Origin of the sequence: Mycetocola lacteus, from assembly GCF_003667575.1 — a bacterium.
Classification (GTDB): domain Bacteria; phylum Actinomycetota; class Actinomycetes; order Actinomycetales; family Microbacteriaceae; genus Mycetocola; species Mycetocola lacteus.
This window is the reverse complement of sequence record NZ_RCUY01000009.1, coordinates 235,785-258,645: the sequence shown is the minus strand read 5'-3', so window position 1 is coordinate 258,645 and position 22,861 is coordinate 235,785. Positions and strand designations below refer to the sequence as shown.

Here is a 22,861-nt window from a genome sequence, read left to right as displayed (position 1 = left end):
TCGGCGGTCGAAAAGCACCCGGACCGAGTGTCAGAGATTGGAACCGGGCAGCAGAGCGAGCTAGAATTAGCACTCAGTGGTGACGAGTGCCAATCCGTGTGTGCGGATGCTTGCCCACGTCGAATGAGTCCAGATTTCCCCGGGGAAGTCGCGATGAGGTGGAGGTGACCGATGGTCTCCGAGCGTGGCCTAGCCGTCCTTCGCGCGATCGTGTCGGACTATGTCTCCAGTCGGGAGCCCGTGGGTTCCAAGGCGATCGTTGAACGCCACTCCTTCGGGGTGTCGGCGGCGACGATTCGCAACGATATGGCGCAGCTGGAGGACGAGGAGCTCATCCACGCTCCGCACACCTCCTCGGGCCGCATCCCCACCGATAAGGGCTACCGGCTCTTTGTGGATCACCTGGCCGAGCAGCGCCCGCTCTCGCCCGCGCAGCGCGGGGCGATTCAGGAATTCCTCGGCGACGGGGTGGGCCTGGACGATGTGCTCTCGCGCACGGTGCGTCTGCTCTCCCAGCTCACCAACCAGGTGGCGATCGTGCAGTACCCCTCGTTTGCCCGCGCCCAGGTGCGGCACGTCGAGCTGGTCTCGCTGGGGGATGCCCGTCTCCTGGTTGTCCTCATTACCGACAACGGTCGGGTCGAGCAGCGCACGGTTGAGGTGACCGCGCCGCTGTCCACCGAGGATGTGGACGACCTCAAGGTGCGCATCAATCACGAGCTCCTCGGTCACAGCGTCGAGGACGCCTCGCGGGTGCTCGTGCGGGTGCGAGCGCTGGGCGTTCCCGGACACCCGGGTCTGGTGGATCGAATCTGCGATGCGTTGGATGAACAGCTGGCCGAATACCGCCAGGATCGCCTGGTGATGTCGGGTACCGCCAACCTTGCCCGCAGCGAGGAGGACTTCGCCGGGAGTATCTATCCGGTCCTGGAGGCCCTCGAACAGCAGGTGGTGCTGATGCGCCTGTTTGGCGAGATGAGCATCGACGCGGCGGGGATTACCGCCCGCATCGGCCGCGAGAATGAACCCTTCGGCCTGGCCGAAACCTCGATCGTCGCGGGGAACTACCGTTCCTCTGCGGGCGAAATTGCCCGTCTCGGGGTCCTTGGACCCACCAGAATGGATTACTCGGGCAACATTGCCTCGGTTCGCGCCGTGGCACGCTATCTTTCCCGCCAGCTCGGCGAGAACTAACCCCGCGGCGTTTACGCCGCCGTTCAACCGGCCACTGCCCATCTTGGGTCGCTGGCCACAACAATCAATTGCGCGACGCTTCGGCGTCGCCACCATGGAGGATCACGGGTGGCTGACCACTACGAGGTACTGGGCGTTTCGCAGGACGCATCGGCTGAAGACATCAAAAAGGCCTACCGCAAGCTGGCTCGTCAGCTGCACCCCGATGTGAACCCCTCCGAGGAGGCGCAGGAGCGCTTCAAGCTCGTGACCCACGCCTACGATGTGCTGGGTGACGCGGACTCGCGTGCCCGTTACGACCGCGGCGAGACCGGTCAGGGCGGCGACGCGGGCTTTGGCGGCTTCGGCGACATCTTCGAGCAGTTCTTCGGCGGTGGCGGCCAGCAGCGCGGACCCAAGTCGCGTCGCGAGCGCGGTCAGGATGCCCTGCTGCGGGTTGAGCTTGATCTCGGCGAGGTTGTGTTTGGCACCCACCGCGACCTCGAGGTCGACACCGCGGTGCTGTGTGAGACCTGTCAGGGTTCCTGCTGCCAGCCCGGCACCCAGCCGGTGACCTGCGACATCTGCCGCGGTTCGGGCACAATCCAGCGTCCGGTTCGTAGCCTGCTCGGTAACGTGATGACCTCGACCCCCTGTGGGTCCTGCCGCGGATACGGCACCATCATCGCCAACCCCTGCGTCGGCTGCCAGGGCCAGGGCCGCGTGCGCGCCCGCCGCACCGTCTCGGTGGACATCCCCGCCGGTGTGGACACCGGTCTGCGCCTGCAGATGCCCGGATCGGGAGAAATCGGCCCGGCCGGTGGCCCGAACGGTGACCTGTACCTGGAAATGAAGGTGCGCCACCACGACGTCTTCAGCCGCAACGGCGACGACCTGCTGTGCACCCTGGAGGTGCCGATGACCGAGGCGATCCTCGGATCGACCACCACGATCCACGCCCTCGATGGCGACCTCGAGGTCGAGATCAAGGCGGGTGTGCAGAGCTCGGACGTGATCACCGTGCGCGACCGCGGCATCACCAAGCTGCGCGGCCACGGCCGCGGCGACCTGCGCATCGGCATCCAGGTGATGACCCCAACCAAGCTGGACCACAAGGAGCGCGAGCTGATCGAGAAGTTCGCCGCCAAGCGCAAGGACAAGACCGCCGCGCTGGGCGAATTCCAGCAGGGCCTGTTTGCCAAGCTCCGCGATAAGCTGCGCGGCTAGCATGTCGAGCCTGTTTCTGCGCGATTTTGTCGGGGTGCCCGCCGTGGGCGACACGATCACCCTGGAGGGTGCCGAGGCCAAGCATGCGGTGACCGTCAACCGGATCCGTGTTGGCGAGGAGCTCTTCCTTGGCGATGGCGCGGGCCTGCTGATTGGTGCCCGCGTGACCGTCTCGACCCCGGGTCTGCTGGAGGCCGAGGCGCTGAGTGTCGAGGTGCATCCGCTGCCGACCCCCGAGCTGTTCCTGGTGCAGGCCCTTGCCAAGGGCGACCGGGACGAGATGGCCGTCCAGGCGGCCACCGAACTCGGGGTGTCCGGGGTGTATCCGTGGGCGGCCGAGCGCAGCATTTCGCGCTGGGATGCGCAGAAGAAGGTCAAGGGGCGGGCGCGCTGGGCGACCATCGCCCGGGAGGCGACCAAGCAGTCGATTCGTCCGCACCTCGCGCACGTGCACGACCTGCTGGACCTCGCCGGGGTCGCGGCCCTCGCCGCCGACCACGATGTCCTGGTGCTGGATCCCACCGCGCCGGTTGCCCTGACCTCGCATATGGCCGCGCGCGAAACCGACGACACCCGGCCGATTGTGCTGGTGGTGGGACCCGAGGGCGGTATTTCCTCCCGCGAGTTGGACGTGCTGGAGCAGGCCGGCGCGCACCGCGTGGTGCTCGGCACCACGATTCTGCGTACGTCTACCGCGGGCCCCGCGGCGCTCGCGGTCATCACCGCGGCGCTGGGTCGGTGGTAGCAACGGGTCTTCGGGAGGTGTGCGCGGTGAATTCTTCGGCGCGCACACCCCGTACGTTCACCCCGATCGCTAGTATGGAGCTATGACAGCCACCGAGCCGAGTATCTTTAGCCGCATCATCGCCCGAGAGATCCCCGCCGACATCGTCGCCGAAACCGATCACCTGATTGCCTTCCGCGACATCGCACCGCAGGCACCGGTGCACATCCTGGTTGTGCCCAAAACCGAAGAGTATGTGACGGTGGCCGAGCTGGCCGCCGCCGACCCCGAGCTCCTCGCCGAGCTGGTGCTTTTCGCCCAGAACATTGCCAACGAACACGCCGACGGCAGCTTCCGCCTGGTCTTCAACTCCGGTGCCAACGCCGGTCAGACCGTGTTCCACGTGCACGCCCACGTTCTCTCCGGCAAGCTGGAAGAGGGGCGACTTGGTGCCTAACGTGCCCTCGGCCGGAGATACCCCGGTCGGCAGCAACCGCATCGAACGACGCATCCCGATTGACGGGGTGGCGATGGTCCATCTGCTGGGCCCCGAGGATCGCCTGCTCTCCACCATCGAGGGGCGTTTCCCCGCGGTGGATGTGCACGTGCGTGGCAACGAGGTGACCCTGGCCGGGCTGGCACATGATGTGGCCCGGGTTGAGGAACTGATCGCCGAGCTGATCGCGCTGGTCCAGGGTGGCCACACGATCGAGCCCGCCGATGTGACCGCCTCGATCAAGATCATCACCGATGGTGAGCAGCGTCCCAGCGATGTGCTGGGTCAGAGCATCGTGTCCAGCAAGGGCAAGGCCGTGCGTCCCAAGACCGCCGGTCAGCGCGACTATGTCGATGCGATCGACGAGTACACCATCGTGTTTGGGCTGGGACCGGCCGGAACCGGTAAGACCTACCTGGCGATGGCGAAGGCCGTCCAGGCGCTGCTGCGCAAGGAGGTCTCGCGGATCATCCTGACCCGTCCCGCCGTGGAGGCGGGGGAGCGTCTGGGGTTCCTTCCCGGGACGCTGAGCGACAAGATCGACCCGTATCTGCGTCCGCTCTACGATGCCCTGGGTGACATGCTGGACCCCGAAACCGTGCCCAAGCTGCTCGCGGCCGGCACCGTCGAGGTGGCCCCGCTGGCGTATATGCGTGGCCGCACCCTGAACGAGGCGTTTGTGATCCTCGATGAGGCGCAGAACACCACCCCCGAGCAGATGAAGATGTTCCTTACCCGGCTCGGCTTCAACTCGAAGATGGTCATCACCGGCGACGCCAGCCAGGTTGACCTCGGCACCGGACTGAGCGGCCTCAAGGTGGCTCAGCGGGTGCTCTCCGAAGTGGGGGACATTCACTTTGCGAACCTGACCAGCGACGACGTGGTGCGCCACAGCCTCGTGGGTCACATCGTTGACGCCTATGGCGAGTATGACGCTCGCCAGATCGCCGCCCGGCACGAGCGAGATCGTGCCGCCGAATTTGCACAGCGCGCCGAAAAGCGCACCGGAACCGGCGGCCCGAGCGGCCGCAACCCCAGGAGGGGCACCAGCTCATGAGCATTGAAATCAACAACGAGTCGGCCGTCGAGATTGACGAGGCCGCGCTGCAGCGCCTGGGGGAGTTCGCCCTGGCCGCGATGCACGTGAGCCCCGAGGCCGACCTCAACATCGTCGCCGTGGATGAGGCGGCCATGGAACAGCTGCACGTGCAGTGGATGGATGAGCCCGGTCCCACCGACGTGCTGAGCTTCCCGATGGATGAGCTGCGTCCGGGTACCCCCGAGCAGCCGACCCCCGCGGGTCTGCTGGGCGACATCGTGCTGTGCCCGCAGGTCGCCGAGTCGCAGGCGGAAACCGCCGGCCACTCGACCCTGGATGAGCTGCTGCTGCTCACGACCCACGGCATCCTGCACCTGCTCGGCTATGACCACGCCGAGCCCGAGGAAAAGCGCGAGATGTTTGGCATCCAGCGCGATATCCTGCTCGGTTTCCACGTGCAGGAGCGACGGTCCTAGGCCGCCAATGAGTGACCATAGAACCTGCCCCGCAGCACAACGGAGCGTCGCATGAGTGAGCTGATTACCGCCATCGTCGCCCTGATCCTGGTGGCGTTTGCCGCCCTGATGGCCGCGGGGGATGCCGCGATCACGGTCAAGTCCCGCAGTGATCTGCTGGAACTCGCCGAAAACTCGCGCTCGGCGCGCTCGCTGCGGGCGATTGCCGCCGACCCCGGTGCGCACCTGAACGCCCTGGCGTTTATCCGCATCATGGCCGAGTCCACCGCCGCGGTGTTGATCACCCTGGAGATCTCCTCGCAGCTGGACAACTTCTGGCTCGCGCTGGCGATCTCGGCCCTGGTCATGACGATCGTCTCGTTCATCCTGGTGGGGGCAAGCCCCCGTACCGTGGGACGCCTGCATGCCGATGGCCTACTCAAGGTTGCCGCCCCGCTGCTGCACGCGGTCCGGGTGCTGCTGGGTCCGCTGGCCAATGCGCTGGTACACCTGGGCAACCGGGTCACTCCGGGCACCACCCGCTCGGTGTCGTTCAACAACGAGGAGCAGCTGCTCTCGATGGTGGATGAGGCCACCGAGCTGGACGTGCTCGAGGAGGATGACCGCGAGCTCATCCACTCGATCTTCGAGTTCAATGAGACCATCGCCCGGGAGATCATGGTGCCCCGCACCGACATGATCACGATCGATGCCGACGCCACCGCGGATGCGGCCATGAGCCTGTTCCTGAGCACCGGTGTCTCGCGGATCCCGGTGATCGATGGGTCGGCCGACGCGATCGTGGGTGTGCTCTACCTGCGTGATATCGCCCGTATCGCCCACGAGGGTGACGCGGCGGCCCGCGAGCGCGAGGTGCGCGAAACCGCCCGCGCCGCGGTATTCGTGCCCGACTCGGCCAAGGCCGACGACCTGCTGCGCCGCATGCAGCTGGAATCCAACCACCTGGCCCTCGTGGTGGACGAGTACGGCGGGATCGCCGGCCTGGTCACCATGGAGGACATCATCGAGGAGCTCGTTGGCGACATCTCCGACGAGTACGACTCCGACTCCAACGAGGTTGAGGAGCTCACGCCCGGCAACTTCCGGGTGAGTGCGCGTCTGCCCGTGGATGAGCTGGGTGAACTCTTCGATATCGAACTGGACGATGAGGACGTGGACACCGTCGGTGGCCTGATCGCCAAGTCGCTGGGTCGCCTGCCCGAGGCCGGTGCCCGCACGATCGTGGGTGGGCTGGAACTCACCGCCGAACGCACCGATGGTCGTCGCGGCCGAGTCACCACCGTGCTGGTCACGCGTGCGCTGATCGCCGAGACCTCGATCCCCACACTTCCGGACGCACCGGGCGACAACTAGCCTCGAACGCTCCACCCCAACACCCCAAAGAGGACACAGCATGACCACCGAAGAACCCACCCGCAAGCCGCGCGGAGGCTTCCCCAAGTACCGTTCGGGATTCGTCTCGTTTGTGGGCCGCCCGAACGTGGGCAAGTCCACCCTGACCAACGCCCTGGTGGGCGAGAAGGTCGCGATCACCAGCGCCAAGCCGCAGACCACCCGGCGCGCGATCCGAGGTATCGTGCACCGCGACTACGGCCAGCTGGTCATCGTGGACACCCCGGGTCTGCACCGCCCGCGCACCCTGCTGGGTCAGCGCCTGAACGACCTGGTGCAGAACACCCTGGGTGACGTGGACGTCATCGGCTTCTGCCTCCCGGCCAACGAGAAGCTGGGTCCCGGCGATCGCTTCATCAACGAGCAGCTGGACCTCTACCCGCGCGCTAAGAAGGTCGCGATCGTCACCAAGGTGGACACCATCGGCGGTGCCGGTATCGCCTCGCAGCTGCTGGCCGTGCAGGAGCTGCGCGAGTGGGACCTGATCATCCCGGTGTCGGCCGTAACCGACGACCAGCTGGACATCCTCACCGACGAGCTGATCAAGCTCATGCCGGTGGGCGGGGCCATGTACCCCGAGGAGACCGTGACCGATGAGTCCGATGAGGACCGCATCGCCGAGTTCATTCGCGAGGCTGCGCTGGAGGGTGTGCACGATGAGCTGCCGCACTCGCTCGCGGTGACCCTCGACGAAATGGTCGAGCGCGAGGACAAGGACCTCCTGGAAATCTACGCGAACCTCTTTGTGGAGCGCGACAGCCAGAAGGGCATCATCATCGGCAATAAGGGTCAGCGTCTGCGTGAGGTGGGCCAGGTGGCCCGCGAGCAGATCGAGGATCTGCTGGGACGCAAGGTGTTCCTCTCGCTGCGAGTCAAGGTGGCCAAGGAGTGGCAGCGCGACCCGAACCAGCTCGGCCGCCTGGGATTCTAGCCGCGATCTCGTAAAATACATCGCGAGAGTGATCTTCGCCTCCGGAGGGGGTATCTATGACCCGCACCTGGGTGTGGCCGGGTAGCGTGGGCTTCGTGTTCCGGCAGCTTACGCGCATCCAGCTTGTGGTCGACCTCGTGGTCGCCGTGGTTTTTGGTGCCATCGTGGTGCCGCTCAGCTACGGCGACGGGCTGCCCGGTCTGATCCTCGTGTTGGCGATGGTCTCGGCCCTGGGACTGCGTCGGTTCTCCCCGGGGCTGGCCCTGATGATCGCCTGGGTCGGGGTCATCGCGCAGCTCTCGGCCGGGCTTCCGGCGACCCTCGCCAATGCGGCGATCCTGGCGGTGCTTTACACCACCGGAGCCTACGCCGAGCGGGCTGCACGCTGGTTCGGGCTCGGGTCCGCCCTGGTGGGTGGACTCCTGGCCGGGTACTACACGGCGATCATTATCGTGCGCGGGACCGCCTCCGATTCCGAAAACACGATGCGTACGATCGCTGTATTCGGGACCTTGGCGGCGGTCGCCGCCGTGGTGGTGCTGGCGCTGTCCTGGACCATCGGTCTGCTGGTGCGTACGGGTCGCCGGGCCCGAGCCGAGGGGCGCCAACGCTACCTGGCCGAGCGGGAGCAGTTCGCCGCCCAGCAGGCGATGTTTGCCCTCGAGGAACGCAACCGCATCGCCCGCGATATGCACGACGTGGTCGCGCACTCGCTCGCGGTGATCATCGCCCAGTCCGATGGTGCGCGATACGTGCACCGTGGGAATGCCGATGCCCTGGCTGGAACCCTGGAAACCGTGGCCGGTACCGCGCGCAGCGCCCTGACCGATGTGCGACTCCTGCTGAGTGAGCTGCGTCACAGCCAGGGTGATGGCCCGCAGCCGGTGCTGAGCGACCTGGGCGGCCTGATCGAGCAGATGCGATCCACCGGCCTTGAGGTGCACTACATCGAATCCGGTGAGCTGATTCCGCTGCCCACCGGCCAGCAGATCGCGCTCTACCGGATCGTGCAGGAGTCGCTGACCAACGCGCTGCGGCACGGGGATCGTGCCCGTCGGGTCCTCCTCGCCTTCCACTGGCGTCCGGGGGCCCTCACCGTGCAGATCGACAATGCCACGCTGCCCCCAAACCCCGGTCTGGCACCGCGCTCGGGCGGCCACGGCCTCCCCGGGATGCAGGAACGCGCCGCCCTGGCGGGTGGTTCGGTCGCGTTCACCCCGCCGAGCGCCGCCAACGCCTATCATTTTGTTGTGACGGTTCATATGCCCGCGGGTGCCGTCCGCCCGACTTCCTCGTGAAGGGAAACCCCATGACCGCGATTCGTGTCGCCCTCGTTGATGATCAGTCGCTGTTCCGTGCCGGAATCAAGATGCTGATCGACTCCCAGCCGGACCTGGAGTTTGCCGGTGAGGCCGCCGACGGTCAGGAGGGCATCGAGCTGGTGCGCAATACCGCACCGGATGTGGTCCTGATGGATGTGCGGATGCCCAACCTGGATGGGATCGCGGCCACCGCGGCCATCCTCGAGGAGGCAGACCGCTCCGGAAAGCCCGCCCCGAAGATCGTGGTGCTCACCACCTTCGATCTGGATGAGGGTGCCGCCCGCGCGCTGCGCATCGGGGCCAGCGGGTTCCTGCTCAAGGACACCCAGCCCGAGTTCCTGCTCGCCGCGATCCGCACAGTGTTTGCGGGGAGCGCGGTGATCGCCCCGGGCGCCGTACACGACCTGTTCAGCTCGGTCTCTGCGGCACCGGCCACCCGCGCCGTTCCCGAGTCCTTCTCCACACTGACCGGTCGCGAAACCGAGATCTTCAGGCTGGCGGCCGCCGGCCTGAGCAACACCGAGATCGCCACCCATGAGTTCCTCAGCGAGGCCACGGTCAAGACCCACATCAGCCGGGTGCTGGCCAAGCTTTCGCTTCGTGATCGCGTGCAGCTGGTGGTCTTCGCCTACGAACACGGACTGAATACCCCGCACGACGCGCAGTAGCCTCGGCCGCGCGCGACCGGTCGAGTTCACCCGCGAATACTCCGCACGACGCACGGTAGTCCGGCGTGTTCGGGGTGTGATCATCCCGGATGCTGACCGGCATGGTCCGGGGATCGGCCGCTGGGATGACGCGGGTTCCCTCCGCCGCTTGATGCCACGGATGCCCGGCTGTTTCTACTGTGGGGACATGACCACTTCCTCCTCCAGCCCCGTGCTCGCAGCTCGCCTCGACACGGTCACCAAATCCTTCGGCATCGGCTCGGGTGCCGTGGTGGCTCTCGACGCCGTGAGCCTCGACATCGAGCGAGGCCGCTTCACCGCAATCATGGGCCCCTCCGGTTCGGGTAAGTCCACCCTCATGCACATTGCCGCGGGACTCGACTCTCCCACCTCGGGCCGCGTGTGGCTCGGTGACACCGAGATCGGCGCGCTGGATGATGCGGCCCTGACCCGGGTGCGCCGGGACCGCATGGGCTTCATCTTCCAGTCCTTCAACCTGGTGCCCACGCTCACCGCGTGGGAGAACATCGTGCTGCCCTTCGATCTCGGTGGACGCCGCATCGACGCGACCCAGCGCGCCTGGATCACCGACCTGTGCACGAGCCTGGGCCTGGGGGATCGCCTGGATCACCGGCCCCACCAGCTCTCCGGCGGGCAGCAGCAGCGGGTGGCGATCATCCGCGCCCTGGCCACCCGTCCCGAGATCATCTTTGCCGATGAGCCCACCGGTGCCCTGGACTCGCGCACCGGCCGCGAGGTTCTGAGCTTGCTCGCCGATGCCTGTGCCCGCTTTGATCAGACCATCGCGATGGTCACCCACGACCCGATTGCCGCGAGCTACGCCGACCGGATCGTGGTCCTCGCCGACGGTTCGCTGCGCCACGACATCGGCCGCACCGGTGCCGCCGAGATTTCCTCGCTCATGCTCTCCCTCGAGGAGGCCGCGTGAGCCGCGCCGCCGCCGCGGAGGTTCGTGCCTCCTCGCCGGCCGAATACCGCTCCACCGGCGCGCGCGGAGGTGCACGCACAAGCAAAATGCGTCTGCGGGACTATCGCGCGAGCATCATCGTGGCCGCACTATCGGGGGCGTTTGGTGCGGCCCTGGTGATCGCGACCACCGTGGTGGCCGCGGCAATCGGGGCCCACCAGCTCGCCGGGGAGCACGAGTCGGTGCGCCTCACGGTGCTCGTGGTGAGCGCGGTGTTCTTCGCGATCGCGATCTATGTATCGGCGGTGGTCACGGCCAATACGGTCGCCACGGTAATCGCCGGACGGGTGCGCGAAATCGCGCTGTACCGCCTGATCGGTGCCGACTCGTCCCGGCTGCGCCGCGGCATCGCCCGGGAGGGACTGGCGTGTGCGGCCCTGGGTGCGCTGATCGGTACCGTCCCGATCATCGTCGCCGGCCTGGTGGGTGTGCCGATGCTGGTGGACGCCAAGGTGCTGCCCGAAACCACCTACGATGTGCTGGATCCGCTACTGATCGCGCCGTTCCTGATCACGATTGCGATGGGTTATCTGGCCTCCTGGGTCGGGTCACAGCGGGTGTCCCAGGTGACTCCGATCCAGGCACTCGGCGTGGCCGCCGCGGATCCCACCCGTCCGGTCTCGCTCGGCCGTCGGGTCGGTGCCTACGTGCTGCTGATTGGTGGGCTGTTCGCGCTGCTGGGTGGTGTCGCGCTGGGGCTGTTTTCCCCGCTGGGGCTGCTGGTGGCCCTCGTGGGTGGCGTGCTGTCCTTCAGCGGAATCGTGATGCTGTCGCCGGTCCTGATGCCGGCGCTACTACGCCTGACCGGTGGCTGGATGGGCCGCAGCCCGGCCGCCCGGATCGCCGCCGCCAACGCCGTGCGTTATCCCGAACGTAGCGCCCGCAGCATGGTGGGCATCGTGATCGGGGTCACCCTGGTCACCATGTTTGCGGTCGCCAGCTCTACCTACGTGCAGATGATGATCGGGATCGCCGACGCCCAGCCCGAGTACGCGGACGGAATGAACGAGATCCTCACGATGACCCTGGCAATCTTCTCCGGCCTATTCGGGTTCTCGGCGCTGATCGCCGCGGTGGGCCTGGTGAACAACCTGGCGCTCGGCGTGATCCAGCGGGCACCGGAGCTGGGGCTGCTGCGTACGCTGGGGTTCTCGACCGGTCAGATTCGCCGGATGATCATCACCGAATCCGCCCAGATGACCCTGGTGTCGGTGTTCTTCGGACTGATTTTGGGAACCTTTTATGGCTGGTGTGGTGCCCAGGCCACGCTGGGCGCGATGCTTGGTCACGGCCTGGTGACACCGGCCCTGCCCTGGGGTGTGTTCGGGATCATCCTGGTGCTGGCAATTGTGGTGGCGATCGGGGCTTCGCTCGCCCCCTCGCGCCGGGCCACGCGGGGGAGTGCGGTCGCCGCACTGGCCGCCGACTAGGCAGCGTTCCGCCGATTCTGAGACTCGATCACCCCACCCCACCCGTGTCCTCTGGAGACACGGGTGGGGTGGGGTGTGTCGATTTGGTGCTAGGCTAAACGCGTGTTCTTTGCGGGTCTGCTCCTTAGCTGCCGCGACGAGGCTTAGTTCAAGCCCCTCTCGTCGCGGCGTTTGTTGGCTTCACCCATAATTTTTGAGGAGATCCCCGCAATGAAGAACAACCAGAAGCCCTCGGCCATGCCGATCCACAAGTACGTTCCGTACTCCCAGCAGATCAACGTGAATCTGCCCGATCGCACCTGGCCCAGCAAGGAAATCACCCAGGCCCCGCGCTGGTGTGCGGTTGACCTGCGTGATGGAAACCAGGCGCTGATCGACCCGATGAGCCCCGAGCGCAAGCGCATCATGTTCGACCTGCTGGTCGAGATGGGCTACAAGGAGATCGAGGTTGGGTTCCCGAGCGCGAGCCAGACCGACTTCGACTTCGTGCGCAGCCTGATCGAGGAAAACGCGATCCCGGACGATGTGACCATTCAGGTCCTGACCCAGGCCCGCGAACACCTGATCGCGCGCACCTATGAGTCGCTGAAGGGCGCCAAGCAGGCCATCGTTCACCTCTACAACTCGACCTCGGTGCTGCAGCGCGAGGTGGTATTCCGCGCCGATAAGGCCGCGATCACCCAGCTGGCCGTGGACGGCGCGAAGCTCTGCAAGAAGTACGAGGAGACCATCCCCGAGACGGACGTGTACTACGAGTACTCGCCCGAGAGCTACACCGGCACCGAGCTGGAATACGCCGTCGAGGTCGTCAACGCCGTCCTCGAGGTCTTCGTCCCGACCCCCGAGCGCAAGGTCATCATCAACCTGCCCTCGACCGTCGAGATGGCCACCCCGAACGTCTACGCCGACTCGATCGAGTGGATGGGCCGCCACATCAACAACCGCGAGAACGTGCTGATCTCGCTGCACCCGCACAACGACCGCGGCACCGCGATCGCCGCCGCCGAGCTGGGCTACCTGGCCGGGGCCGACCGCATCGAGGGCTGCCTGTTCGGTAACGGTGAGCGCACCGGTAACGTCGACCTGGTGGCTCTGGGCATCAACATGTTCACCCAGGGCATCGACCCGCAGATCGACTTCTCCGACATCGACCGGGTCAAGCGCACGGCCGAGCACTGCAACCAGCTGCCGGTGCCCGAGCGCAGCCCGTGGGCCGGAGACCTGGTGTTCACCGCGTTCAGCGGTTCCCACCAGGACGCCATCAAGAAGGGCTTCGAGGCCATGGCCGCGGATGCCGCGTCACAGGGCAAGAGCGTGGACGACATCGTCTGGGCCGTTCCCTACCTGCCGGTGGACCCCAAGGACCTGGGTCGCTCCTATGAGGCCGTGATCCGGGTCAACTCGCAGTCCGGTAAGGGCGGCGTGGCCTACCTGCTGAAGGCCGACCACAGCCTGGACCTGCCGCGTAAGCTGCAGATCGAGTTCTCCGGCGTGGTGCAGGGTGTGACTGACTCGGAGGGTGGCGAGCTCACCAGCGAGAACATCTGGAACATCTTCCAGGACGAGTACCTGCCCGCCGCCGATGCCGCCGCCAAGTGGGGCCGCTTCGAGCTGCGCGACACCCACACCTCGAGCCGCGACGGCGCCACCGAGCTGACCGCGACCCTGCGCGATGGCGACGTGGTCACCGACCAGACCGCGACCGGCAACGGCCCGATCGCCGCGTTTGTCAACGTCCTGGCCGCCCAGGGCATCGACGTCGAGGTGTATGACTACGTCGAGCACGCCCTGAGCGCCGGTGGCGACGCGGCCGCGGCGTCCTACCTGGAGCTGCGCGTGGGCGACCAGCGCCTGTGGGGCATCGGTATCGATTCCAACTCCTCGACCGCCTCGCTCAAGGCCATCGTCTCGGGTGTGAACCGCGCCCTGCGCTCGCGCGTGGACGCCGAGCCGGAACTGGTCAACGCCTAACCTCCTCCCTCACGCCACGGGCCCGCACATTGTGTGCGGGCCCGCGGCGTTTCGGCGTTTTGTCCGCCGTGTCCGTTCTCTTGTGCGCGGGCCGGGGACGGCGTAGATTCGGTCCTCTTTATTGGGCTCAAATCGAGGAGAAACAGTGGCCGAATTAGTGCGCCCCGTCGTCTTTGACGGGAGAAGCTTCCTGATCACAATGTGTGTGCGTGGTGATCGAATCACCGTTCCTGCACGCGAGTTTTTTAATGCGTTGCGTGAGCGAAGGCTCATGCCAAACACGGGTGCCCCACCACTGGCGGAGCAGCCGCGCTATCTTGTCAGACTGGCTGGCGTCATTCGCAATCTTTCGGAGGGACGCACAATCTCGCATTCGAAGACCAACTATCTCGGTGGTGGCCTCTGGGAGTTTCGAGAGTGGGGGTTGCGGCTCAGTTTTTTCGACACCGATGGCTCGGGAATTCAGCACCCACAATCGCCCGCCGGGTGGGATCACTGGAGCGGAACGCACGTGCTTCCGGTCAGGTCGTTGAATGAGGAGCTCCGATTGGGTTTTGGATTTTCCAAGCAGTCACAGCACACGGACCCTAAACACCTCGCCGAAGCATGGAAGGTCATGCAGGAGGACCTCTCTCATGACGCACGCTGAACACACGGGGGCGTTCTCCTTGGCGGGCCTGCTCGCCAACGTCGAGGCAAAGGAGTTAGAGGCGGCAAGCTTGATGGACAAAACGGTGGTGGCGCTCCAGCAGGCCATTCATGAACGGGGTGCGTTGCCGGAAGATCTCGCCCACAGGGTGGGAGTCTCCGTCCCTGACATTCTCGCGGTGGTCAACGGTGATGGGAATGTGAATGTCGCGGCCTTTGCTCGTGTGCTGAGCGCCCTGGGTTACCGTGCCGAGTGGTCGCTGACCGATATAGAAACCGGGCGGCCGCTGGTGCCGGCCGAGCGGGAAAGCCGGCATTTGGAGGCCAACCGATCTGCAGAGTAGAAATCGTTGGCTGGGGGAGGAGCGAAGGCTAGCGGCGGATGCGGGGGAGCCAGCGACGCCAGCCCGAGTCGCGCGGGCCGGTGCCCAGGGCCGCGCCGGCACCCGAGGCGTCCGAGTCGCGGCGGCGCCAGGTGGCCCAGGAGCTGAGCGCGCGCTGTTCGGGCAGGCTCCAGCCGAAGCGGACCGAGAGGAGGCGCACCATCGTGGTGATCAGCACACAGCCCACCGCTGCCCAGACGATGGGCACCTCGAGGTGCATCGCCGCGAGCATGAAGATCGTGCCCGCTCCGGCAGCCACCGCGTAGAGCGAGCCCACGTGCATCAGGGCGATGGGCAGGTTGAGCATCATGTCGCGCACCACCGATCCACCCACCGCCGAGATGACCCCGACAAACACCGCGGGCACCTCGGGGAGCCCGGCGGCCACCGCCTTGGCGCACCCGATCGCCGCGAACATGCCGATGGTCAGCGCATCCAGGGTGATGATGATCGCATTCATCCGGGTGAACACACGCAGCAGCAGCATGCCCACAAACGCCGCACCCGTGGCGGTCAGCAGATACCAGTTGGTCGAGAGCGCGGCGGGAACCTGGTTGATCAGAATGTCGCGGGCAAGACCGCCGCCGAGGCCGATCACCAGACCGATGATCGCGACCCCGAGGAGATCCAGGCGATTCTCCCGGAAGCGTGCCGCGAACATCGCGCCCTGCACCGCGCCGATAGCGACGGCGGTCAGGTCCAGCCACAGGGGGATCACAAACAGAGGGGTCACATCCCCATCTAACACGCAGTTTCCCCCGGATTCCAGTGGACACGACGCGCATGACGCCGCCCGGGTCATCCTGGGAGGATCAACCGAACACGGCCGCCCGGTTCGCCCGGTGTCACCGGCGTAGCGGATAATAGGGGTGTGGCAATTTACCGTGATGAGGCAGTGGTTCTGCGCACCCATAAGCTGGGCGAGGCAGACCGCATCTGTACGCTGCTGACCCGTAATAACGGGAAGGTCCGCGCGGTCGCCAAGGGGGTGCGCAAGGTGGGCTCGAAGTTTGGCGCTCGGCTCGAACCGTTTATGGTGGCCGACATCCAGTTTTATGAGGGTCGCACCCTCGACACCATCAGCCAGGCCGAAACCCTCGGCTCCTATGGTGCCCCGATCGTGGCCGACTATGCGCTCTACACCACCGCGACCGCGATGGTGGAGGCGGCCGACCGACTGACCGAAACCGATCCGGCTCAGCGCCAGTATCTGCTGCTGGTGGGTGCCCTCCGTTCCCTTTCGCGCGGCGAACACAGCCCCACGCTGACCCTGGATTCCTACCTGCTGCGCGCCCTCTCGATTGCCGGCTGGGCGCCGAGCTTCCAGGACTGTGCCCGCTGTGGGCGTCCCGGCCCGCACGCCCGTGTGATGGTGCAGGTGGGTGGTGCCGTGTGCTCCGACTGTGCCCCGCAGGGTGCCGCCATCCTTGATGATGCCACCCGAGAACTCCTGATCGCGCTGCTCGCCGGAGCCTGGGACCTCACCGAGGATGTCCCCGAGCAGGTGCAAAAGCGCGCGAGCGGCATCGTCGCCGCCTATGCCCAGTGGCACCTGGATCGCAGCCTCCGCTCCCTCGACCACCTGGACGGATCCCAGGCTCACACCGTCGCGGCCGTGCCGCAGTCTTCGCCCCCGCCCGCCTCCGAACCAAAGGCCACCGCATGACCCCGAAGCCCTTCACCCACCGCGACGCGGTCCCGTATCGCCCGATCGACTGGACCGGCATCTATCCGCCCGAGTTCCCCCGGGCCGGGGTCCCCGAGCATGTGGCCATCGTGATGGATGGCAACGGTCGCTGGGCGAATGCCCGCGGTCTGCCGCGAGTCCAGGGCCACCAGGCGGGGGAGGCCGCGCTGCTCGATGTTGTGGCCGGCGCGATCCAGGCCGGGGTCAAGCACCTCTCGGTGTACGCCTTCTCGACCGAGAACTGGCGACGCTCCCCGGATGAGGTGCGCTTCCTGATGGGCTTCAACCGTGATGTACTGCACCGTCGCCGCGACCAGCTCAACGAGTGGGGCGTTCGGGTGCGCTGGGCCGGGCGCACCCCCAAGCTCTGGGGGTCGGTGATCAAGGAGCTCAAGTACGCCGAGGAGCTGACCAAATCTAACTCCGTGCTGACCCTCACCATGTGTGTGAACTATGGAGGTCGCAACGAGATCGCCGACGCCGTGCGGGAGATCGCCGAGGGTGTGAAGGCGGGCAAGATTAAGCCCGGCTCGATCTCCGAGAAGACCATCGCCAAGCACCTCTACCTCCCGGATATGCCGGATGTGGACCTGTTTGTGCGCAGCTCGGGGGAGCAGCGCACCTCGAACTTCATGCTGTGGCAGTCGGCCTATGCGGAGATGGTGTTCCTGGACACCCTGTGGCCCGACTTCTCCCGCGAGCAGCTGTGGGAGGCGATCGGAATCTACATCGGCCGCGATCGTCGCTTCGGCGGCGCGATCGACACCCCCCAGGCATAGCGGGTAAGAAAAAGCCCCGCCCGGTTTACGCCGAGCGGGGCTTTGTGTTGCAAAAACTAGGGGATGATCGGGCCGATCGAGAGCATCAGGCACAGGGCCAGGATCATGATCAGCGAGAAGCGGAACATGCGGTGAGCCCAGGCGTCATCGTCGGTGGCGCGGAAGCCGAGGAATCCGATCCACAGCCAGTAGAGGCCCAGCGCCCCCATGACCACGGTGTAGATGATCCCCACGTGTCCAAACACCGGCAGCAGCAGGGTCGAGACCACAAAGGCGAGGGTGTACCAGAAGATCTGGGTCTTGGTGTTCTTGATGCCGTTGACCACCGAGATGACGGGGATGCCCGCTTCGGCATATTCGTCGCGGCGGTAGACGGCGATCGAGTAGAACTCGGGCATTTGCCAGAAGAACAGCATCGCAAAGACCAGGATCGCCGAGGCATCGATCGATCCGGTCACGCCCACGTATCCGGCGAGGATCGGCGCGGCACCGGAGACGCTGCCCACCAGGGTGCCGTGGATGGAGAGGCGCTTGGAGAGCATGCCGTAAAACACCACGTAGACCACAAAGCCGGCCAGACCCACGGCGACCACGAGCCAGTTGGTCCAGGCGATCAGCATCGCATTGCCCACCACAAACAGGGCGATGGTGAAGATCACCGCATTACGGACCCCCACGCCGCCGCTCACGGTGGCGCGCTTGCGGGTGCGTTCCATCTTGGTGTCGATGTCGCGGTCCAGCACGTTGTTCAGCACGCAGGCTGAGGCGATCACCAGGGTTGTGCCGATGATCAGTGCGGCGAAGAGCCACAGATCCACCTGCCCGCGGGCGGCGAGCAGGAAACCGGCGGCGGCGGTGAGTACGTTGCCGTACAGCACCCCCGGCTTGGTCAGCGTGTAGTAGAGGGTGATCCGGTCACGGAGCGATCCCCCCTGGGCACGAGATGCGAGTGCCGCGTCGGTTCCATCGGAACCGGCGTGAAAAGCAGGGGTGGGGCCGTGCAGGGTCATACGAGAAAAAGCTCCGATCAGCGCGTATAGCAAACTCCAGTATATCCGTGCTGTGAACGGTAAATGTCCGCCTTCCGGGCCGTGAGTTCGCCGCGCGCGCGATCATCTGGGAGAATTGATGCGATGTCCACTTCAGTTGTTGCTCCCGCCCCCGCGCTGCGTATCGGCAGCCTGACCCTCGACGTGCCCGTGGTTCTCGCGCCGATGGCCGGAATTACCAACACCGCGTTCCGTCGGCTGTGTCGCGAATACGGTGCCGGCCTGTATGTCAGCGAGATGATTACCGCGCGCGCCCTGGTGGAGCGCACCCCCGAGACGATGCGGCTAATCGCCCATCATCCATCCGAGAAGACCCGCAGCATTCAGTTGTACGGCGTGGATGCCCCGACCGTCTACAAGGCCGTGCGGATCCTCAACGACGAGGGTCTTGCCGACCACGTCGACCTCAATTTTGGCTGCCCCGTCCCCAAGGTCACCCGCAAGGGTGGCGGCTCGGCGCTGCCGTGGAAGCTCGATCTGTTCCAGGACATCGTCGAGTCGGCCGTGCGCGGTGCCGGAGACCTGCCGGTCACCGTAAAGATGCGCAAGGGCATCGACCCCGAACACCTCACCTACCTTGATGCCGGCCGGATCGCCGAGGCCGCCGGTGCCTCGGCCGTCGCGCTGCACGGCCGTACCGCGAGCGAGTTCTACTCGGGTCAGGCCGACTGGTCGGCGATCGCCCGACTCAAGGAGACCATCACCAGCATTCCGGTGCTCGGCAACGGAGATATCTGGAGCGGCGAAGACGGTCCGCGGATGATGCGCGAGACCGGTGCCGACGGTGTCGTGGTGGGTCGCGGTTGCCTCGGCCGTCCGTGGCTGTTTGGCGACCTGGCCGCCGCCTTCACCGGTTCCGAGGAGCGTCACCGCCCCAACCTGGCCCTGGTGGCGCAGGCCTTCCGTCGTCACGCCGAACTGCTCTCCGAGTTCTTCGAGAGTGAGGAGCGTGGCTGCCGCGACATCCGCAAGCACGTGGCCTGGTACTTCAAGGGCTACCCGGTGGGCAGCGAGATTCGTAGCGCCCTGGCGCTGGTATCGAGCCTCGCCGAGGTGGATGAGCTGGTTGAGCGCCTGGGCGACGCCCCCTATCCGACCGAGGGTGCCGAGGGCCAGCGAGGCCGTGCCGGAAGCCCCAAGCGTGTGGTGCTGCCGGAAAACTGGCTGAACTCGCGCGAGCTTGAGGGCGACCAGCGTGAGCGCCTGACCGAGGGCGCCGGAGACACCAGCGGTGGATAGCGGCTACTCGACTGCCGACACCGAGCGGTGGTTCCCCGAGACCCATAAGTCGCACCGATCCAACTTTGCCCGCGACCGCGCGCGCCTGCTGCACTCCAGCGCGCTGCGCCGCCTGGCCGCAAAGACCCAGGTGCTGAGCCCCACCGCAGGGCTGGACTTTGCCCGCAACCGGTTGACCCACTCACTCGAGGTCGCCCAGGTCGGTCGCGAGCTGGGGCTTGCCCTGGGCCTCGACCCGGACGTGGTGGACACCGCCTGCCTCGCCCACGACCTCGGTCACCCGCCCTTTGGGCACAACGGGGAGCGTGCGCTCAACGACTGGTCCGAGCAGATCGGCGGCTTCGAGGGCAATGCGCAGACCCTGCGCATCCTCACCCGGCTTGAGCCCAAGGTCTTCGGGGAGGACGGCCGTGCCTACGGCCTGAACCTCACCCGCGCGAGCCTCGACGCGAGCTGCAAGTATCCCTGGCCCGCTTCGCACGCGGTCGCCGATCCCGGTGGACGTGCCAAGTACGGGTTCTTCAACGAGGACTCGGCGGCGTTTGAGTGGCTGCGCGCGGGCGCGCCGGATCGACGCCGCTGCATCGAGGCGCAGGTCATGGACCTCTCCGATGACATCGCCTACTCGGTGCACGACTTCGAGGACGCGGTGGTGGGCGAGTACATCGATCCGGCCATGCTGGCCTCGCGTGCCGGACACGAGGTCCTGCTGGTCAAGGTTCGCGAGTGGGCGGGTGACGAGTTCAGCATCGACGACCTCGGTGCCGCCTTCGAGCGCATCCGCGAGGTTCCCAGCTGGCTCACCGCGTGGGATGGCTCCCGGCCCGCCCAGGCGCGCCTGAAAACCTTCACCAGCGACATGATCGGTCGCTTCGCCGGCGCGGCAACCCTCGCCACCCGTGAGGCGTTCCCGGCCGCAAGCCTGATCCGATTCAACGCCGACGTGGTGGTGCCGCACGAGATCGCCGCCGAGATTGCCGTGCTCAAGGGCATCGTGGCGGCCTTCGTGATGAGCCGCGGCAGCCGCCAGCCGATCTACCGTCAGCAGCGTGACATCCTCACCACCCTCGCCGAGACCATCTACGAGCGCGGACCCGAGCTGCTGGACATCGGCTTCGCCGCCGACTGGGCCGCCGCCGAGGACGATGCGCAGCGTCGCCGGGTTGTGGTGGATCAGGTTGCGAGCCTGACCGATCAGGCCGCGATCAGCCGCTTCGAGCGCCTGGGGTAGTCCACACCGCGTTTCCCGGTCCCACCCCTGATTACGGGGGTGGGACCGCGCGCGTCCGGGCCCCGGATGTCGGCCCGCGGGGCTAGACTGGAGCAATGGCAGGACTGATCCGACAGAGCGATATCGACGAGGTAAAGTCGCGCACCAACATCGCGGACATTGTGGGAGATCACGTCACGCTGAAATCCGCCGGTGTGGGCTCGATGAAGGGCCTGTGCCCCTTCCACGATGAGCGCAGCCCGAGCTTCCACGTGCGTCCGCAGCTGGGCTACTATCACTGCTTCGGTTGCGGCGAGAGTGGCGATGCCATCTCGTTCCTGCAGAAGATCGATCACGTGTCCTTCACCGAGGCCGTCGAACGCCTGGCCTCCCGCGCGGGCATCCAGCTGCAGTATGAGGAGGGCGGGAGCGGCCGCTCCGATCACGGACAGCGCGCCCGCCTGCTGGCCGCCAACGCCGCCGCCGGTGTGTTCTTCCGCGAGCAGCTTGGTGCCCCCGATGCCGAACCCGGACGGAAGTTCCTGGGGGAGCGCGGCTTTGACCCGGTGGCCGCCGAACACTTTGGGGTGGGTTTTGCCCCCAAGAGCTGGGACCGGATGACCAATGCGCTCAAGGCGCAGGGGTTCACGGTCGAGGAGCTGCTGGCCGCCGGTCTGGTGAGCCAGGGTGATCGCGGCGTCTACGATCGCTTCCGAGGCCGCCTGGTGTGGCCAATCCGCGACGTCACCGGGCAGACCATCGGTTTTGGTGCCCGCCGCCTGCTGGAGGACGATAAGGGTCCCAAGTACCTGAATACCCCGGAAACCGCGGTCTACCACAAGAACCAGGTGCTCTATGGGCTCGATTTGGCCAAGCGTGACATCTCCCGCGGCGGCCAGGTTGTGGTGGTTGAGGGCTACACCGACGTGATGGCCGCACACCTGGCCGGGATCACCACCGCGGTGGCCACCTGTGGCACCGCGTTCGGGGTCGAGCACATTCGCCTGATCCGCCGGATCATGGGGGACGACTCCGGTACCGGCGAGGTGGTCTTCACCTTCGACCCCGACGCCGCCGGCCAGAAGGCCGCGATGCGCGCCTTCGCCGAGGAGAAGCGCTTCTCCGCCCAGACCTATGTGGCCGTCGCCCCCGACGGCCTGGACCCGTGTGACCTACGCCTGGCGCGTGGTGACGCGGCCGTCCGCGCGCTCCTGGATAACAAGGAGCCGATGTTTGAGTTTGTCATCCGGCAGCTGCTCTCCGAGTATGACCTGGAGAGTGTCGAGGGCCGGGTGGGCGCGCTGCGCGTGGCCGCGCCGGTGATCGCCGAGATCCGCGATCCGGCGATTCGCCCCGGCTACACCCGCGTGCTCGCGCGTCAGCTGGGGATGGACCTGCCCGAGGTGCAGTCGGCCGTGGCGCGCGCCAAGCCCGGGCGTGGTGAGCAGTCGGCTCCCGTGCGTGGTCGTGAGCTGCCCGCCCCGGCGGCACCGTCCGCGGGAATGGAGCCTTCAGGGCAGGGTTCGACCGAGGTGATCATCCTGGATGAGCCCCCGGTCTCGCTGCGCGACCTGCCCTCGGATCCGGTGACGCGCCTGGAGCGGGACGCGATCATGGCCGTGCTCCAGCACCCCGAAACCGTGCCGGTGGAACTGGTGGCGCGGGCGATGCATACGGGGTTTGTGAATCCCGCGCTGGCGATCGTCCGCGACGGCATCGCCGCAACCCTCGACCGGTTTGGCCAGCCCGACTGGTTCCAGACCGTCGCCGCCACCGTGCCGGTGCCGATCCGCACCCTGGTGGAGCAGCTGGCCATCGCCCCGATTCCGCAGCGCGGTGCCGACGAGCTCGGCGGCTACGTCAACGGCATCACCGTGGCGCTGATCGATCGCGATCTGCTGCGGCAGTCCCATGAGCTGCGTGGACGTCTGCAGCGCACCGACCCCACCGACCGCGAGGCGTACCGCGCGGTCCAAACCGAACTGATGGCGCTCGAAGCCGAGCGTCGCACCCTGCGATCGGAGTAATT

General features: G+C 66.5%; 22 protein-coding genes. 20 read left to right on the top strand and 2 right to left on the bottom strand.

The window, feature by feature from the left end; translation table 11 throughout:
- Positions 1-171: 171 nt before the first annotated feature.
- From hrcA to D9V34_RS10285, 15 genes are all read left to right on the top strand, one after another.
- Positions 172-1,194: a heat-inducible transcriptional repressor HrcA gene (gene hrcA, locus D9V34_RS10355; RefSeq protein WP_121688743.1), complete on the top strand. Its 1,023-nt coding sequence runs from the start codon at positions 172-174 to the stop codon at positions 1,192-1,194.
- A gap of 108 nt (positions 1,195-1,302) precedes the next feature.
- Complete coding sequence (gene dnaJ, locus D9V34_RS10350; protein ID WP_121688742.1) at positions 1,303-2,400, top strand: molecular chaperone DnaJ; 1,098 nt, start codon at positions 1,303-1,305, stop codon at positions 2,398-2,400.
- Between the two features lies 1 nt (position 2,401).
- On the top strand, positions 2,402-3,145 hold the full coding sequence (locus tag D9V34_RS10345; RefSeq protein WP_121688741.1) for a 16S rRNA (uracil(1498)-N(3))-methyltransferase: 744 nt from the start codon (positions 2,402-2,404) through the stop codon (positions 3,143-3,145).
- Positions 3,146-3,227: 82 nt separating this feature from the next.
- Positions 3,228-3,581: a histidine triad nucleotide-binding protein gene (locus tag D9V34_RS10340; protein WP_030143674.1), complete on the top strand. Its 354-nt coding sequence runs from the start codon at positions 3,228-3,230 to the stop codon at positions 3,579-3,581.
- Position 3,582: 1 nt separating this feature from the next.
- Positions 3,583-4,677 (top strand): PhoH family protein, encoded by a 1,095-nt coding sequence (locus D9V34_RS10335; RefSeq protein ID WP_396822696.1) that lies wholly within the window; start codon positions 3,583-3,585, stop codon positions 4,675-4,677.
- Entirely contained in the window at positions 4,674-5,135 is a 462-nt protein-coding gene (ybeY, locus tag D9V34_RS10330) for an rRNA maturation RNase YbeY (RefSeq protein ID WP_030143672.1), read from the top strand. Before D9V34_RS10335 ends, ybeY begins: the two co-directional genes overlap by 4 nt.
- A 51-nt stretch (positions 5,136-5,186) precedes the next feature.
- Positions 5,187-6,488, top strand: a complete 1,302-nt coding sequence (locus tag D9V34_RS10325; RefSeq protein ID WP_121688740.1) for a hemolysin family protein — start codon at positions 5,187-5,189, stop codon at positions 6,486-6,488.
- A 40-nt stretch (positions 6,489-6,528) separates the two neighbouring features.
- Positions 6,529-7,458, top strand: a complete 930-nt coding sequence (era, locus tag D9V34_RS10320) for a GTPase Era (protein ID WP_121688739.1) — start codon at positions 6,529-6,531, stop codon at positions 7,456-7,458.
- Positions 7,459-7,514: 56 nt separating this feature from the next.
- On the top strand, positions 7,515-8,756 hold the full coding sequence (locus D9V34_RS10315; RefSeq protein WP_121688738.1) for a sensor histidine kinase: 1,242 nt from the start codon (positions 7,515-7,517) through the stop codon (positions 8,754-8,756).
- 11 nt (positions 8,757-8,767) lie between these two features.
- Positions 8,768-9,448 (top strand): response regulator, encoded by a 681-nt coding sequence (locus D9V34_RS10310; RefSeq protein ID WP_121688737.1) that lies wholly within the window; start codon positions 8,768-8,770, stop codon positions 9,446-9,448.
- A 187-nt stretch (positions 9,449-9,635) separates the two neighbouring features.
- Positions 9,636-10,397 (top strand): ABC transporter ATP-binding protein, encoded by a 762-nt coding sequence (locus D9V34_RS10305; protein WP_121688736.1) that lies wholly within the window; start codon positions 9,636-9,638, stop codon positions 10,395-10,397.
- A complete protein-coding gene (locus tag D9V34_RS10300; RefSeq protein ID WP_245991995.1) occupies positions 10,394-11,866 on the top strand; it encodes an ABC transporter permease in 1,473 nt (490 codons plus the stop codon). Before D9V34_RS10305 ends, D9V34_RS10300 begins: the two co-directional genes overlap by 4 nt.
- 210 nt (positions 11,867-12,076) lie before the next feature.
- Positions 12,077-13,837, top strand: coding sequence for a 2-isopropylmalate synthase (gene leuA / locus D9V34_RS10295; protein WP_121688735.1), 1,761 nt, complete (start codon positions 12,077-12,079; stop codon positions 13,835-13,837).
- A 145-nt stretch (positions 13,838-13,982) separates the two neighbouring features.
- On the top strand, positions 13,983-14,486 hold the full coding sequence (locus D9V34_RS10290; protein WP_121688734.1) for a hypothetical protein: 504 nt from the start codon (positions 13,983-13,985) through the stop codon (positions 14,484-14,486).
- A complete protein-coding gene (locus D9V34_RS10285; RefSeq protein ID WP_121688733.1) occupies positions 14,473-14,829 on the top strand; it encodes a helix-turn-helix domain-containing protein in 357 nt (118 codons plus the stop codon). The genes D9V34_RS10290 and D9V34_RS10285 overlap by 14 nt, the downstream gene beginning before the upstream one ends.
- A 28-nt stretch (positions 14,830-14,857) precedes the next feature.
- Here D9V34_RS10285 and D9V34_RS10280 read toward each other — a convergent pair whose 3' ends face one another.
- A complete protein-coding gene (locus D9V34_RS10280; RefSeq protein ID WP_051701856.1) occupies positions 14,858-15,601 on the bottom strand; it encodes a trimeric intracellular cation channel family protein in 744 nt (247 codons plus the stop codon).
- 138 nt (positions 15,602-15,739) lie between these two features.
- Between D9V34_RS10280 and recO the strand changes: the two genes are divergently transcribed.
- A complete protein-coding gene (recO, locus tag D9V34_RS10275) occupies positions 15,740-16,534 on the top strand; it encodes a DNA repair protein RecO (RefSeq protein ID WP_121688731.1) in 795 nt (264 codons plus the stop codon).
- Positions 16,531-17,334 (top strand): isoprenyl transferase, encoded by an 804-nt coding sequence (locus tag D9V34_RS10270; protein WP_121688730.1) that lies wholly within the window; start codon positions 16,531-16,533, stop codon positions 17,332-17,334. The genes recO and D9V34_RS10270 overlap by 4 nt, the downstream gene beginning before the upstream one ends.
- A gap of 56 nt (positions 17,335-17,390) precedes the next feature.
- On the opposite strand, the gene cyoE is transcribed toward D9V34_RS10270, so the two are convergent.
- On the bottom strand, positions 17,391-18,344 hold the full coding sequence (gene cyoE / locus D9V34_RS10265) for a heme o synthase (RefSeq protein WP_121688729.1): 954 nt from the start codon (positions 18,342-18,344) through the stop codon (positions 17,391-17,393).
- A gap of 123 nt (positions 18,345-18,467) precedes the next feature.
- On the opposite strand from cyoE, the gene dusB reads away from it, so the two are divergent.
- From dusB to dnaG, 3 genes are all read left to right on the top strand, one after another.
- Entirely contained in the window at positions 18,468-19,622 is a 1,155-nt protein-coding gene (gene dusB, locus D9V34_RS10260; RefSeq protein WP_121688728.1) for a tRNA dihydrouridine synthase DusB, read from the top strand.
- Positions 19,615-20,853 carry a deoxyguanosinetriphosphate triphosphohydrolase gene (locus D9V34_RS10255; RefSeq protein WP_121688727.1) on the top strand — a complete coding sequence of 413 codons (1,239 nt, stop codon included), beginning with the start codon at positions 19,615-19,617 and terminating at the stop codon, positions 20,851-20,853. The genes dusB and D9V34_RS10255 overlap by 8 nt, the downstream gene beginning before the upstream one ends.
- 95 nt (positions 20,854-20,948) lie before the next feature.
- The gene (gene dnaG, locus D9V34_RS10250; protein WP_121688726.1) at positions 20,949-22,859 is read left to right on the top strand and encodes a DNA primase; all 1,911 of its coding nucleotides are present in this window, start codon (positions 20,949-20,951) and stop codon (positions 22,857-22,859) included.
- Positions 22,860-22,861 lie beyond the last annotated feature (2 nt).